This is a genomic window from Paracoccus fontiphilus (assembly GCF_017356265.1).
Classification (GTDB): domain Bacteria; phylum Pseudomonadota; class Alphaproteobacteria; order Rhodobacterales; family Rhodobacteraceae; genus Paracoccus; species Paracoccus fontiphilus.
The window spans coordinates 1-13,874 of record NZ_JAFNAW010000007.1; the positions used below are offsets into that span (position 1 = coordinate 1).

Here is a 13,874-nt window from a genome sequence, read left to right on the forward strand (position 1 = left end):
GGCACCGCCCAGGCCCCCGACACCGGACAGCTCCAGACCTACCCCGTCCACGTCAACGCAGGGCGCGTCATGCTGGACACAAGCCGACGCCAAAACGCGGCCGCTTGAAAGGAACCGCGATGAACATGCAGCATCCCCGTCCCGCCGTCCGAACCACCTGCCCCTATTGCGGCGTCGGCTGCGGCGTTCTTGCGACGCCGGACGGGGCGGGCGGGCTGTCCGTCGCGGGCGATCCCCGGCATCCGGCGAACAAGGGGCGGCTGTGCGTCAAGGGATCGGCCCTGGGCGAGACCACCGGCCTGGACGGACGCCTGCTTGCCCCGCAGATCGACGGGCAGGAGGCAGGCTGGGATCAGGCGCTTGACCTGGTGGCACGGCGGTTTTCCGACACCATCGCCCGGCATGGGCCGGATGCGGTGGCCTTCTATGTCTCGGGGCAGTTGCTGACCGAGGATTACTATGTGGCCAACAAGCTGATGAAGGGCTTCATCGGCAGCGCCAACATCGACACCAATTCCCGACTGTGCATGGCGTCCTCGGTCGCGGGCCATCGCCGCGCCTTCGGCACCGACACCGTGCCCGGCCTTTACGAGGATCTGGAGGAGGCCGATTGCGTGGTCCTGGTCGGATCGAACCTCGCCTGGTGCCACCCGGTCCTGTACCAGCGCCTTGCCGCGGCGCGCGAGGCGCGGGGCACCAGGGTCGTGGTGATCGACCCGCGCCGCACCGCCACCTGCGACATCGCCGACTTGCACCTGGCCCTGGCGCCGGGGTCCGATGCCACCCTGTTCAACCTGCTGCTGGCCGAGATCGAACGGCGCGGGCTTGTCACCGAAAGCCCGGAAAGCCTGGCCGAGGCGCTTGCGGCGGCACGCGCCACGCTGCCCTCGGCCACCGGGTTGCCGCACAGCACCATCCGGCAGTTCCTGGACCTGTGGTGCGGCAGCGAGCGCGTCGTCACCGTTTATTCGCAAGGCGTCAACCAGTCGGACAGCGGCACCGACAAGGTGAACGCGATCCTGAACTGCCACCTGGCGACGGGCCGGATCGGCCGTCCGGGCGCCGGCCCCTTCAGCGTCACCGGCCAACCCAACGCCATGGGCGGGCGAGAGGTCGGCGGCCTTGCCAACATGCTGGCCTGCCACCTGGACATCGAGAACGCGGCCCATCGCGACGCCGTGCAGGGCTTCTGGGGATCGCCCCGGATGGCCGACACGCCGGGGCTGAAGGCCGTGGACATGTTCCGCGCGGTCGAGGACGGCCGCATCAAGGCGTTGTGGATCATCTGCACCAATCCCGCCGTGTCCATGCCCGAGGCCGACCGCGTCGCCCGTGCCATCAAGGGCTGCGACTTCGTGGTGGTGTCCGACATGATCGCCCGGACCGACACCGCGCGGCTGGCCCATGTGCTGCTGCCCGCGACCGGCTGGGGAGAGAAGGACGGCACCGTGACCAATTCGGAACGCCGCATCAGCCGCCAGCGGCGCGTCCTTGCCCCCGCAGGACAGGCGCGCGACGACTGGCGCATCATCGCCGACGTGGCCGCGCGCATGGGCTGGGGAAGCGCCTTCGCCTGGGACAGCCCGGCGCAGGTCTTTGCCGAACATGCGGCCTTGTCGGGCGTCGCGGTCGCGCTTGGCAGCGACTTCGACATCTCGGACCATGCCGGGATCACCCGGCAGGACTATGACGCGCTGGAGCCGTTCCTGTGGCCGCAATCGTCCCGCCGCAAGGGCGGGCGCTTCTTCGGAGACGGACGGTTCCACACGCCATCGGGCAAGGCGCGGATGGTGCCGGTGGTGCCGCGCCTGCCGCAACCGGTCAGCGAGGCCCATCCGTTCCGCCTGAACACCGGCCGGGTCCGCGACCACTGGCACACCATGACGCGCACCGGCCTGTCTCCGCGCCTGTCGCGCCACCTGGCCGAGCCGTTCCTGGAACTGCATCCCGCCGACGCCGCGCGGCTGGACCTTGCCCCGGCCTCCCTGGCCGAGGTTTCAAGCCCGCTGGGCCGCGCCATCCTGCGGGTGCTGGTGACGGACCGGGTTGCGCCGGGCCATCCCTTCGCGCCGATCCACTGGACGGGCGAGACCGCCGCCAGCGGCCGCATCGACGTGCTGGTGCCGGGTGCCGCCGACCCGGTCTCGGGCCAGCCCGCGTCGAAGTCGGCCGCGGTCGCCATCCGGCCCTTCAAGGCCGCCTGGTACGGCTTTGCCGTCTCGACGCACCCGATCAGGCCCGCCTGCGATTATTGGGCCACGGCCACGCTGGCCACGGGCCACCAAGCCGAACTGGCCGGATTGGCCGAGCCTGGGGACTGGGCGGAAACGGCCTGCGCGATGCTGGGCGTCGCCGGCGAACCGCTGGTCGTGCGCGATCCGCGCAAGGGCATCCTGCGCATGGCCTTCATGGCGGAAGGGCGCCTTGAAGCGACGCTGTTCATCGCGCCCGAGCCTGCGGCGCTGTCGCGCAGCCATGTGGTCGCGTCCCTGGGATCACGCTGCGGCGGGACCATCCTGGCCGGACGGCCCGGCGCCGACCAGGCGGATGCGGGGGCACTGGTCTGCGCCTGCTTCGGGGTCGGGATCAACACGATCCTGCAAGGGATCGCCACGCAGAAGCTGATGACGGTCGATGCCATAGGCAAGGCGCTTGGGGCGGGCACCAATTGCGGGTCCTGCAGGCCCGAGCTGAAGGCCCTGCTGGGGCAGGCCCGGTCGCAGCCAGGGCGCGACGCCCATGACCTTGCGCCCCTTGTGGCCGGAGAATGAGGGCGCGGCCCAGCGCGGCAGCCCTTCGAAAGGCTGCCGTGAACCTTGTCGGGACTGTCAGGCCAGATACTTCTCGAACCAGGCCAGCGTCCGGTCCCATGCCAGTCGCGCCGCCGCCTCGTCATAGCGGGGGGTCGAGTCGTTGTGGAAGCCGTGGTTGGTGCCGGGATAGACATGCGCCTCGTAGGTCTTGCCATGCTTCTTCAGCGCGGCCTCGTAGGCGGGCCAGCCCTTGTTGACGTTCTCGTCGGTCTCGGCGAAGTGCAGCAGCAGCGGTGCCTTGATCTTCGGCACATCCTCGACCGGCGCCTGGCGGCCATAGAACGGCACCGCCGCCGCCAGTTCGGGATAGGCCACGGCCGCCGCGTTCGACACGCCGCCGCCATAGCAGAACCCGGTGACGGCGACCTTGCCGGTGGTCATGTCGCTGGCCATCAGGAACTCGACGGCGGCGAAGAAGTCGTTCATCAGCTTCGCCGGATCGACCTCGCGCTGCAGCTCGCGGCCCTTTTCGTCATTGCCGGGATAGCCGCCCTTCGAGGTCAGGCCGTCGGGGGCCAGCGCCACGAACCCCGCCTTGGCGACCCGCCGCGCGACATCCTCGATATAGGGGTTGAGGCCGCGGTTCTCGTGAACCACCACGACGCCGCCGATGCGCGTGTCGGTTGCGACCCCCTCGCGCGCGGGGCGGACCAGATAAGCGCGCACCTCTCCGTGCCCCTGGGGCGAGGGATAGGTGATGTATTCGGCGACAATGCCGGGGTCGGTGAAGGCGACCTGCCGGGCCAGCGCACAATCCGGGCTGAGCGTCCGCAGCAGCGCCACGGCCGTCATGCCGCCCACCGCATAGGTCGCGGCGCGGTCCAGGAACTCGCGCTTGGTGATGCGGCCATGGGCATAGCCGTCGTAAAGCTCCAGCAGTTCGGGCGGAAAGTCCTTCGCGGTCAACCGGGCCATCGGGCATCCTTTCGGGTTGGGGACGCCGGATTGTAGCCCGGAACGGCGGGGCAGGGGATCACGGCATCGGCATCCCTGCGGCAAGGCGACAGCCGGGTGGCATCCGGCAACCGGCAGGACCACGGACGGCCGGCGGGCAAGGCGCAACCGGAACCCCTTGCCTTTGTGATGAACGCCGGTCCCCATGGGGGATGACGGGCCGCCCCCAAGCCCCTATGTCGAAGCGTCACCACCCTGCGCGGAGAGCCCATGGCCGATCCCCTTCCAATGGCAGACCGTTCCGGCGACCGCTATGCGCGGGAACTGGAGCGTCATCTCGACTGGCTTGACACCTTCACCTCGACGGCCCTCGGGGTGCTGGCGGCGGCCTCGGGGATCTATACCTATCTGGGCGTGCGGACGCTGCTGGACGATCCGGGTGTCTGGACCACCTTCGCGGCCTTGTCCTATTCCATCGCCGTGTCCGTGGGGATCTTCGTCTTCTGGTCCTACATGCTGCGGCTTCTGCCCGCCGTCAGGACGGCCACGTCGCGCATCGGGCTGATGCTGACGATGGCGCTTGGCTGCGTCGCCATCATCGCGATGTCGTCCTGGCTGAACGCGGCCGCCCTGGCGGGCGGCGCGGCGGTGGAAACCCACATGGCCACCACCGTGCAGCAATACCAGGCGGCGCTGGAACGCGCGCACGCGAACGCCGTCGCCGGGCAGTCCCTGTCGCGCGACGTGGCCCGCGTGCGCCAAAGCTTCGGCGACCTGTCGGAACAGGAGGCGGGCGGCACGCTGTCGGGCTTTTCCGGGCGCGGCGCGGTGTTCCGCGTCCTGACCCAGAAGGGGTCCGAGCTTCAGGCCCTGGAAGACCAGATGACCGGCGTCGCCCAGCCGATCGAGGATGCCTTCGCGCAGGGCAACACCATCCTTGCCCGGATGCGCAGCCTGTCGGTCGAGCCGGGCGCGATCGAGGAACGCACCGTCCGCTTTTCCGAGGACGCGGTCCAGCTTTCCGGCATCATCACCCAGCTTCGCCAGTTGAACCCCGCGCCGCTTGTCGCGCGGGCGGCGCAGGATCTGGCCGACGCGGTCGTGCTGCCCGAACTGGACGGATCGTCGGCCGACGTGCGCGCCGGGCAGAACAGCACCATCGCCTCGGTCCTGACGCTGGTGGAGCAACGGGCGGCGACCCTGACGGCGGCCGCGAACGAGGTCCTGTCCCTGCCGCAGCCGTCCGAGGCGATCTACACCGCCATGTCGGCGGCGGATGCGGTCATCGCCTATGCGGGCAACTTCATCCCGGCCTGGGCGGGGGCGATCTCGATCGACCTGCTGCCTGCGGTGCTGGTCTTCATCATCATGGTGGTGCAATCCGCGATCCGCGGCGGCCGGGGCGAGACCCACAGCGACGACCGCATGACCGTCGGCGAACTGCGTGCCGCGCTGGCGGCGGCGGACCTGCTGCGCCAGCCCGATGTTCCCGCCGATCCGCCGCGCGCGCTTGTGCGGCCGGGGGAATGACATGAGGCTGTTCTCGACCCCGCAGGGCGCGATCCGGGCCGTGCTGCTGTCGCAGGTCGTCATGGCCGGGGCCATCGTGGCGATGGACATCCGCGGCACGCCCGGCGAGGCCGCGCCGGGCCTGTTCGCGCCCCCTGCCCAAGGGCCAAGCGTCCGCCCCTACCGCCCCGACCTGCGGCCCGCCGCGCCCGGCACCCCCGCCATGCGGCCCATGCCCGAGCAGTTGGAGTTTTCCGTCGAAGACAGCGCGATCCGCATCGCGGGCCAGATCGCGCCGGGCGATGCCGACCGCTTCCTGGCCTGGCTGGACCAAGCCCGGCCGGTGGAAACGCTGGTCAGCCTCGACAGTTCGGGCGGGTCGGTGTCCGACGCGCTGGCCATCGGGCGCGCGATCCGTTCGGCGGGCTATGACACCGCCGTCGCCGACGGCGCGGTCTGCATGTCGGCCTGCCCCTACATGCTGGCGGGCGGGAACGCGCGCCGGGTGGCCCCTGGCGGCGTCGTGGGCGTGCACCAGCACGACTTCGGCGAGAACACGATCCTGCCCGCCTTCATGGCGATCCGAGACCTGCAGCGCGGGCAGGCGGGCGTCATGGACTTCCTGACCGACATGGGCGTGGATCTGCGCCTGATGTCCCACGCCCTGCGGACCCCGCCCGAAGACATAAACATCCTGCCGCCCGAGGTCCTGTCCGACCTGCGGCTGGTCACTGCCTGAAGCAAGCCCGGGGCCGCACATGGACTTTGCGGAACCCGGTGGCGCGAGCGAGGATTGAAAGACATCCAACAGAAGGCGCGTTTGCCATGGACGAGATCGAGTTGAAGCTGCACCTGTCCGAGGAGTCCGCCCGGATGATCGAGGCGGCGGGCGTGTTGCCCGGCAAGCCGAAGCCGGTCGCGCAGCGGTCGATCTATTTCGACACGCCGGACCGCGCGCTGGCGGCCGCCAACCTGTCGCTGCGCATCCGCGAGGCCAAGGGCAAGCGCATCCAGACCGTCAAGCAGGCGGACAAGGGCGCGGCGGGGGTCCTGACCCGGCCGGAATGGGAAATGCCCGTCAGCGGCGATGTGCCGGTGCTTGGCGACGACACCCCGGTTCCCTCGGTTCTGGGGGACGGTGCGGGGCGGCTTTCGCCTGTCTTTACCGTGGCGGTCGACCGGCGGCGCTGGCTGCTGAACGAAGACGGTGCCCAGATCGAGGTGGTGATCGACCAAGGCGACGTCCGGGCGGCAGACCGCAGCAGCCCGGTCTGCGAATGCGAGCTGGAACTTGTCTCGGGTCCGCCCCGGGCCCTTTTCGCCGTCGCGCGGCGGCTGGCCGCCGCGGCCCCTGTCAAGCTGGGCGTGCTGAGCAAGTCCGAACGCGGCTACCGCCTTGTCGGACCCGCGCCCGTGGCCATCAAGGCCGAGGAGGTGACCCTTGACGATGGCCTGACGGCGGCCGAGGCGTTCCGGCGGATCGCCCTGTCCTGCATCCGGCAGTTCCGCCTGAACGAGGATCTGCTGCTGGCAAGCCGAACCGCCGAGCCCCTGCATCAGGCGCGGGTGGCGCTGCGCAGGCTGCGGTCGGCGTTCACCATCTTCCGGCCGATGCTGGGGGCGGCGGGCGGCGGCCTGCGCGAGGACCTGCGCTGGCTGGCCGGAACGCTGGGAGAGGCGCGCGACCTTGACGTGCTGCTGTCCCGCGCGCCCTCAGGGCCCGTCCGGGACCGCATCCGGGCCGCCCGCGACAAGGCCTATGATGAGGTGGCCGAGGTCCTGGAGTCTGGCCGTGCCCGGACCCTGATGCTGGATCTTGCGGAATGGCTCGGACACGGGGACTGGCTGGCCGACCCCGACGGGCAGGCCATGCGCGACAAGGATGCCCGTGACTTCGCGGCCAAGGCGCTGTCGCGGTTCCGCCGCAAGGTCAAGTCCGGCGGCAAGGACCTGTCCGAACTTGAGGACGAGGCCCGCCATGATCTTCGAAAGGACACGAAGAAGCTGCGCTATGCCGCAGATTTCTTTGCTCCTTTGTTCGCAAGAGATCGCCGCAAGGATCGCAAGCGCTTTGGCGCGTCGCTGGAACTCTTCCAGGAACAACTGGGGGCATTAAACGACCTCGCCGCCGCGCCCCTGGTGCTGGACCGCCTGGGCTTGGGCGACATGCCGGAAGCGGCGGATCTGATCGGCACACATGACCGGGCGCCGCTGCTGGCCGCAGCCGAGGAAGCCTATCGGGATCTGGCCTCTGCCGCGAAATACTGGAAATAGCCTCGGGATGTGGGGGCGTCCTGTCTGGGCACTTGGATGCGACGATGTGCAACCTGTATAACCTGACCACCAACCAGCAGGCGATCCGGGACGTGGTGCGGGTCATGCAGGACAGCCTGGGCAATCTGGAACCCAGCCTTGACATCTATCCCGACCGCCCCGCGCCCGTGGTCCGCAACACGCCCGAGGGGCGGGAGCTTGCCCGGCTGACCTGGGGCATGCCGACGCCCCCGCAGTTCCTGAAGTCGAGGGATGCGCCCGACACCGGCGTCACCAACATCCGCAACACCGCCAGCCCGCATTGGCGGCGCTGGCTGGGGGTGGAGCACCGCTGCCTGGTGCCCGCTACCGCATTCTCGGAATACGGGGCAAGGCCCGACCCGGTGACAAGGCGCAAGCCGCTGCACTGGTTCGCCTTGGACGAGAGCCGGCCCTTGTTCTTCTTCGCGGGCATCTGGACGCCGTGGCAGGGCAGGCGCGGGTCGATGAAGTCGCCGCGACCGGGCGAACACCAGCTTTTCGCCTTCCTGACCTGCGAGCCGAACGGGATCGTCAAGCCGATCCATCCCAAGGCCATGCCGGTGATCCTGACCACCGAAGACGAGATCGAGATGTGGATGTCGGCCGACTGGACACAGGCACAGGCGCTGCAACGGCCGCTGGCGGATGATGCGCTGTTGGTGCTGCCGCCAAAGGCGCCCGACGAGCCGCAAGGGCGGCTGCTTTGATGCAAAAATGGCGCCGGGGGACTTGTCCCGGCGCCATCAAGGACGATCAAGGCTTCGTGCCGGTCAGAACGGGCTGTCGGGGAAGTAGAACTGCTCGGCGTTCTCGGGCGTGATCAGCTGGCTGCCGATGATGAAGCGGCCGACCATCGGCGCGCCGGACACGAAATGCAGCGCGGTCATCTCGATCGCCGAGGAGATCAGGGCAGGGGGATAGGTCACGTTCACCGGCAACTGCTTGTCGCCGTCCATGATCCGCTTGACGATCTCCTTCATGCCGGCGCCGCCGATCACCCACATCTCGTCCTGGCGGTTGGCGGCGGAAATTGCCTCCAGCACGCCCACGGCCATGTCGTCGTCGGCCGCCCAGACCGCGTCGATCTCGGGGTATTTCGCCAGATAGTCCTGCATCACCGCGAAGGCGTCGTCGCGGTTCCAGTTGCCGTGCTGCATGTCCAGGATCTCGACCTCGGACCCTTCCAGCGCGGCCTGGAAGGCCTCGACCCGCTCGTTGTCCAGCGTGGTGGGGATGCCGCGCAGCACCACGATCTTGCTGCCCGCTTCCAGGTTGTCGCGGAAGTATTCGCCCGCCACGCGCCCGAAGGCGGTGTTGTCGCCCGCGACATACAGATCCTCGATGCCTTCCTGCGACAGGCCGCGATCCACCACGGTCACGAACTTGCCCGCTTCCTTCACGGCGGCGACGGGGGCGGTCAGCGGCTCGGATTCGAAGGGCAGGACCACAAGGCCGTCGATGTCGCGGGTGGCCATCATGTCCTCGATGTCGCTGACCTGCTTGGCGGCGTCGCCCGCCGTGGACAGCACGAACTGGACGTTCGGATAAACCTCGCCCAGACGCTCGATGGTGTCCTGGGCGTGCCAGTTCAGCCCGCCCATGAAGCCGTGCGTGGCGGACGGGATCGACACGCCGATGGTGATTTGGTCGTCGGCGGCCTCCTGCGCCACCGCCATGCCGCTGCCCAGCACCAGGGCCAGCGCGGTGGCTTTCATCAGGCTTCTGCGTTGCATTCCATTCCCTCCCAAGGATTACCGCTCGTCCGCGGCGCGTTTTTCCCGCTGCAGCACGACAGCAAGAACGATGATGACCCCCTGGATCGCCCCATTCAGATAGGGACTGACCAGATCGGCCAGATTGAGGATGTTGTCGATCATCGACAGGATCAGCACGCCCACCACCGTGCCCCAGACCCGGCCCCGGCCGCCCTTCAGCGCGGTGCCGCCGATGATGACGGCGGCGATGGCCTCAAGTTCCCACAGGATGCCCGTGCCGCCGGAGGCGGAGCCCAGGCGCGGGACATAAAGAACCGTGGCGATGCCCACCAGCAGGCCAAGGCCCACATAGGTCATCAGCTTGACGCGGTTCACGTCGATTGCGGAATAGCGCGCCACGCGGTCGTTGGACCCGATCGCCTCGACATGGCGGCCAAAGCGGGAATGGCGCATGACCCATTCGCCCAGGATCGCGACCAGGGCGAAGGCGATGATAGGCCAGGTGATCCAGCCGATGCCGCCGTAATAGACGGGGCGGTACAGCGTGCGCAGCCCGTATTCCAGCGACAGCGTGCCGCCGTCGGCCAGCCATGTGGTCAGGCTGCGGAAGATGCCCATGGTGCCAAGGGTGACGATGAACGGCTCGATCCGCGCCTGCGTGATCAGAAGCCCGTTCAGCAGGCCCGCGACGACGCCCCCCAGGATCGCCACGCCGACGCCCAGCAGGATCGTGCCCCAGTTCTCGCCCACGCCGGGCAGGGCGGCGTTCATGGCGATGATGGCGATGCCGGCCAAAAAGGCCGCCATGGAGCCCACCGACAGGTCCAGCCCGCCCGCCGTGATCACGAAGGTCATGCCGACCGCGATGATGCCGATAAAGGCCGAGCGCGCCAGCACGTTGGTGATGTTGGCCGGCGCCAGGAAGGCGGGGTTCAGCAGCGCGCCCAGGATGATCAGCGCGATCAGCGCAACCAGCGGGCCGAGGATGTGGAGGTCGAGTTTCATGCGGCGTTCCCTGTCACGCCCATGGCAAGGCGCACGATGGTGTCTTCGGTCATCTGCGCGCCCGCGACTTCGCCTGCGATGCGGCCTTCGCGCATGACCAGGATGCGGTCGGACAGGCCGATCACCTCGGCCATCTCGCTGCTGATGACGATGATGCTGCGGCCTTCGTCGGCCAGCTTGCGGATGAAGGCATAGATCTGCTGCTTCGTGCCTACATCGATGCCGCGCGTGGGTTCGTCGATGATGATGATGCGCGGGTCGGGCAGCATGGTCTTGGCCAGCAGCAGCTTTTGCTGGTTGCCGCCCGACAGCTTGCCCGCCGCCATGTCGCGGCTTTTCGCGCGGATGTCGAAATCGGCGGTGGCACGGTCCAATGCCGCGTCCTCGGCGCGGGTATCCACGCGCAGGTTGCCGAAACGCTCCAGCGTGGCCAGCGTCAGGTTCTCGCGCAGGCCCTTGTCCAGAAGCAGGCCCGCTTCCTTGCGGTCCTCGGTCAGGTAGGCGAGGCCGGCGGCGAAGGCGTCGCGCAGGTGGCGGATCGCCACCGGCTTGCCGTCCACGCGGATCTCTCCGGTGGCGGTGCGCAGGCCCACCAGGCCTTCCGCCAGTTCCGTCCGGCCCGAACCGACAAGGCCCGCGATGCCCAGCACCTCGCCCTTGCGCAGGGTGAAGCTGGCGCCGTGGACGCGCCCCGGCACGGTCAGGCCGCGCACTTCCAGCGCGGCTTCGTCGCGCGGGTTGCCCTTGGGCGGATAGAAGTCCTGCAACTCGCGCCCGACCATGGCGGTGGCCATGCCGTCCTCGGTCAACTCGCCGCGCAGGGCCCGGCGCACCACGCGGCCGTCGCGCAGGACGGTGATGCGGTCGGCCAGATGCGCAACCTCGTCCAGGCGGTGCGAGCAGTAGAGGATCGCGACCCCTTCGGAGCGCAGCCGGTCGATCTGCGCGTAAAGCGCGCCGACCTCGCGGTGGGTCAGCACCGCACTGGGTTCGTCCATGATCAGCACGCGCGCCTTGCGGGACAGGGCCTTGGCGATCTCGACCATCTGGCGGTCGGGCACGGACAGGTCGCGGATGGGGGTGCCGGGGTCGATCCTTGTGTCCAGCCGGTCCAGCAGCGCCGCCGTTTGATCGCGCATGGCGCGGTGGTCCAGCCGCAGCCCGCCAAGTTCTCGGCCCAGGAAGACATTGGCCGCGACCGTGAGGTCGGGGGCGAGGTTGAATTCCTGGTGGATCACGACGATGCCCCGCGCCTCGGCGTCGGGGCCGCTGGCGAAGCGCACGGGGCGCCCGTCCAGCAGGATCTCTCCGCCGGTGGGGTCCAGGAAGCCGCCAAGGATCTTCATGATCGTGGACTTGCCGGCGCCGTTCTCGCCGATCAGGGCGTGGACCTCGCCGGGTTCCAGCGCCAGATCGACGTCGTGCAGGACCTGGATGGGGCCGAAGCTCTTGCTGACGTTCTTCAGGGCAAGAATCGTCATGGTGCTACCCAGGCGCCGTCTCGCGCGGCGGAGGCCTGGCAGGCAGCGATGAAGGCCATGCCGGACAGCCCGGCTTCGATCCCCGGCACGCGGCCCTCATGGGTCAGGTCGCCCCGGATGATTGCGGCGATGTCGCTGTAAAGGTTTGCGAAACCTTCCAGATAGCCTTCGGGATGGCCGGGCGGCGTGCGCGACGATCCGCTGCGGTCCTGCGCGCGCGTCAGGATGCGGGCGGGGCCGTCCTTGGGCGTCATGATCAACTGCTCGGGCCGTTGCAGGTGCCATTCCAGCGCCGCATCGGACCCGAACAGGCGCAGCGACAAGCCGTTTTCCTGCCCCACGGCGACCTGGCTGACCCAGATGCCGCCCTTCGTGCCGCCCTCATAGCGCAAGGCGATCCGTGCGTCGTCATCGACTGCCCGTCCCGCCACCATGGAGGACAGATCCGCCGAGATCAGGGCGGGCGTCCGCCCGGTCACGAACTGCGCCAGTTGCCAGGCATGGGTGCCAATGTCGCCAAGCGCCCCGGCGCCCGCGCGGGCGGGATCGGTGCGCCAGTCGGCCTGCTTGTTCTGCACGTCGTCGGCGAGCCAGCCTTGCAGGTATTCCGCCTGGACCAGCCGCAGCGTGCCCAGCGCACCGTCCGCCACCAGGGCGCGGGCTTCCCGCACCATCGGCAGGGCGCTGTAGTTGTGGGTCAGGAAGAGCCGCGCGCCGCCGGCCCTCGCGGCATCGGCGATCTGGCGGGCCTGTTCGGCCGTGGCGGCCAGTGGCTTGTCGCAGATCACGTGGATGCCCGCGTTCAGGAAGGCCACGGCGGGGGCGGCGTGCATGTGGTTGGGAGTGACGACCGCCACCGCCTCGATCCCGTCGGGGCGCGCGGCCTCGGCCTGCGCCATCGCGGCGAAATCGTCATAGCCGCGGATGCCCAAGTCGTCCGCGCTGGCCTGCGCGCGTGCCGGGTCCGAGGACAGCGCCCCCGCCACCAGCGCGAACCGCCCGTCCATGCGCGCCGCGATCCGGTGGACGGCGCCGATGAAGGCCCCGCTGCCGCCGCCGACCATGCCAAGCCTTACAGGATGAGGGCGGATCGGCCTCATAGCCCCAGCGCCTTGTCGATGGCCGCGCGATCGACGTGGCTTTCCGCGAAATCGTCGAAGGCGTGAGGCGTCACGCGGATGATGTGGTCGCGGACAAAGGCCGCGCCTTCGCGGGCGCCGTCCTCGGGGTGCTTCAGCGCGCATTCCCATTCGACCACGGCCCAGCCGTCGAAACCGTACTGCGTCAGCCTGGAAAACACCGCGCCGAAATCGACCTGCCCGTCGCCGGGACTGCGGAACCGGCCCGCCCGGTCGATCCACGGCTGGAAACCGCCATAGACACCCTGGCGGCCGGTCGGGCGAAACTCGGCATCCTTGACGTGGAACATGCGTATCCGGTCGTGATAGATGTCGATGTTCTGCAAATAATCCAGTTGCTGCAAGACGTAATGCGACGGGTCGTACAGCATGTTGGCGCGCCCGTGGTTGCCCACGCGGTCCAGGAACATCTCGAAGGTGATGCCGTCATGCAGATCCTCGCCCGGATGGATCTCGTAGCAGATGTCGATGCCGTGGTCCTCGGCCAGGTCCAGCAGGGGGCGCCAGCGCGCCGCCAGCGTGTCGAAGGCGGTTTCCACCAGTCCGGGCGCACGCTGCGGCCATGGGTAAAGATAGGGCCAGGCCAGCGCGCCGGAAAAGGTCGCCATCCGGTCCAAGCCCAGCAAACGGCTGACGCGGATCGCCTGGGCAACCTGACCGACGGCCCATTCCTGCCGCGCCTTGGGGTCGCCGCGCAGGCTGGCGGGCGCAAAGGCATCAAAGCCAGCGTCATAGGCGGGATGGACCGCGACAAGCTGGCCTTGCAGATGAGTCGAAAGCTCGGTCACCTCGACGCCGTTCTGGCGCGCGATGCCCAGGAACTCGTCACGGTAATCGGCCGAATCCTCTGCCTTTGCCAGGTCGAGGATGCGCGGGTCCAGCGTCGGCACCTGCACGCCCTTGTAGCCGCAATCGGCGGCCCAGCGGGTGATCCCGTCCCAGCTGTCGAACGGCGCTTCCGCGCCGATGAACTGCGCCAGAAACAGCGCAGGCCCCTTGATGGTTTGCATGAAGTCCTCTCCT

Annotated in this window: 11 protein-coding genes; 5 read left to right on the forward strand and 6 right to left on the reverse strand. The window is 68.9% G+C overall.

Going from position 1 to position 13,874, the window contains the following annotated elements:
- Window positions 1-119: 119 nt before the first annotated feature.
- Window positions 120-2,771: a nitrate reductase gene (locus tag J0F76_RS04165; protein WP_207466052.1), complete on the forward strand. Its 2,652-nt coding sequence runs from the start codon at window positions 120-122 to the stop codon at window positions 2,769-2,771.
- A 57-nt stretch (window positions 2,772-2,828) separates the two neighbouring features.
- Here J0F76_RS04165 and yghX read toward each other — a convergent pair whose 3' ends face one another.
- The gene (yghX, locus tag J0F76_RS04170) at window positions 2,829-3,728 is read right to left on the reverse strand and encodes a YghX family hydrolase (RefSeq protein WP_207466053.1); all 900 of its coding nucleotides are present in this window, start codon (window positions 3,726-3,728) and stop codon (window positions 2,829-2,831) included.
- 267 nt (window positions 3,729-3,995) lie between these two features.
- On the opposite strand from yghX, the gene J0F76_RS04175 reads away from it, so the two are divergent.
- From J0F76_RS04175 to J0F76_RS04190, 4 genes are all read left to right on the forward strand, one after another.
- Window positions 3,996-5,237: a hypothetical protein gene (locus J0F76_RS04175; RefSeq protein ID WP_242689977.1), complete on the forward strand. Its 1,242-nt coding sequence runs from the start codon at window positions 3,996-3,998 to the stop codon at window positions 5,235-5,237.
- 1 nt (window position 5,238) lies between these two features.
- A complete protein-coding gene (locus tag J0F76_RS04180) occupies window positions 5,239-5,955 on the forward strand; it encodes a COG3904 family protein (RefSeq protein WP_207466058.1) in 717 nt (238 codons plus the stop codon).
- A gap of 86 nt (window positions 5,956-6,041) precedes the next feature.
- Window positions 6,042-7,490, forward strand: a complete 1,449-nt coding sequence (locus J0F76_RS04185; RefSeq protein ID WP_207466061.1) for a CYTH and CHAD domain-containing protein — start codon at window positions 6,042-6,044, stop codon at window positions 7,488-7,490.
- A gap of 32 nt (window positions 7,491-7,522) precedes the next feature.
- On the forward strand, window positions 7,523-8,218 hold the full coding sequence (locus J0F76_RS04190) for an SOS response-associated peptidase (RefSeq protein WP_341351556.1): 696 nt from the start codon (window positions 7,523-7,525) through the stop codon (window positions 8,216-8,218).
- Between the two features lie 63 nt (window positions 8,219-8,281).
- Here J0F76_RS04190 and J0F76_RS04195 read toward each other — a convergent pair whose 3' ends face one another.
- Genes J0F76_RS04195 through J0F76_RS04215 form a run of 5 tightly spaced genes read right to left on the reverse strand, consistent with a single transcriptional unit; the run spans window position 8,282 to window position 13,861 of the window.
- Window positions 8,282-9,244 carry an ABC transporter substrate-binding protein gene (locus tag J0F76_RS04195; RefSeq protein WP_207466063.1) on the reverse strand — a complete coding sequence of 321 codons (963 nt, stop codon included), beginning with the start codon at window positions 9,242-9,244 and terminating at the stop codon, window positions 8,282-8,284.
- Between the two features lie 18 nt (window positions 9,245-9,262).
- Window positions 9,263-10,231, reverse strand: coding sequence for an ABC transporter permease (locus tag J0F76_RS04200; protein ID WP_207466066.1), 969 nt, complete (start codon window positions 10,229-10,231; stop codon window positions 9,263-9,265).
- Window positions 10,228-11,712 (reverse strand): sugar ABC transporter ATP-binding protein, encoded by a 1,485-nt coding sequence (locus J0F76_RS04205; RefSeq protein WP_207466068.1) that lies wholly within the window; start codon window positions 11,710-11,712, stop codon window positions 10,228-10,230. The genes J0F76_RS04200 and J0F76_RS04205 overlap by 4 nt, the downstream gene beginning before the upstream one ends.
- Window positions 11,709-12,812 (reverse strand): Gfo/Idh/MocA family protein, encoded by a 1,104-nt coding sequence (locus tag J0F76_RS04210; protein ID WP_242689978.1) that lies wholly within the window; start codon window positions 12,810-12,812, stop codon window positions 11,709-11,711. The genes J0F76_RS04205 and J0F76_RS04210 overlap by 4 nt, the downstream gene beginning before the upstream one ends.
- Window positions 12,809-13,861, reverse strand: coding sequence for a sugar phosphate isomerase/epimerase family protein (locus J0F76_RS04215; RefSeq protein WP_207466071.1), 1,053 nt, complete (start codon window positions 13,859-13,861; stop codon window positions 12,809-12,811). The genes J0F76_RS04210 and J0F76_RS04215 overlap by 4 nt, the downstream gene beginning before the upstream one ends.
- Between the last annotated feature and the right edge of the window lie 13 nt (window positions 13,862-13,874).

Coding starts and splice junctions, on each gene's coding strand:
- J0F76_RS04210 (WP_242689978.1), bottom strand. CDS start 12,812: ATGAGGCCGATCCGCCCTCATCCTGTAAGGCTTGGCATGGTCGGCGGC.
- J0F76_RS04185 (WP_207466061.1), top strand. CDS start 6,042: ATGGACGAGATCGAGTTGAAGCTGCACCTGTCCGAGGAGTCCGCCCGG.
- J0F76_RS04180 (WP_207466058.1), top strand. CDS start 5,239: ATGAGGCTGTTCTCGACCCCGCAGGGCGCGATCCGGGCCGTGCTGCTG.
- J0F76_RS04200 (WP_207466066.1), bottom strand. CDS start 10,231: ATGAAACTCGACCTCCACATCCTCGGCCCGCTGGTTGCGCTGATCGCG.
- J0F76_RS04165 (WP_207466052.1), top strand. CDS start 120: ATGAACATGCAGCATCCCCGTCCCGCCGTCCGAACCACCTGCCCCTAT.
- J0F76_RS04205 (WP_207466068.1), bottom strand. CDS start 11,712: ATGACGATTCTTGCCCTGAAGAACGTCAGCAAGAGCTTCGGCCCCATC.
- J0F76_RS04195 (WP_207466063.1), bottom strand. CDS start 9,244: ATGCAACGCAGAAGCCTGATGAAAGCCACCGCGCTGGCCCTGGTGCTG.
- J0F76_RS04175 (WP_242689977.1), top strand. CDS start 3,996: ATGGCAGACCGTTCCGGCGACCGCTATGCGCGGGAACTGGAGCGTCAT.
- yghX (WP_207466053.1), bottom strand. CDS start 3,728: ATGGCCCGGTTGACCGCGAAGGACTTTCCGCCCGAACTGCTGGAGCTT.
- J0F76_RS04215 (WP_207466071.1), bottom strand. CDS start 13,861: ATGCAAACCATCAAGGGGCCTGCGCTGTTTCTGGCGCAGTTCATCGGC.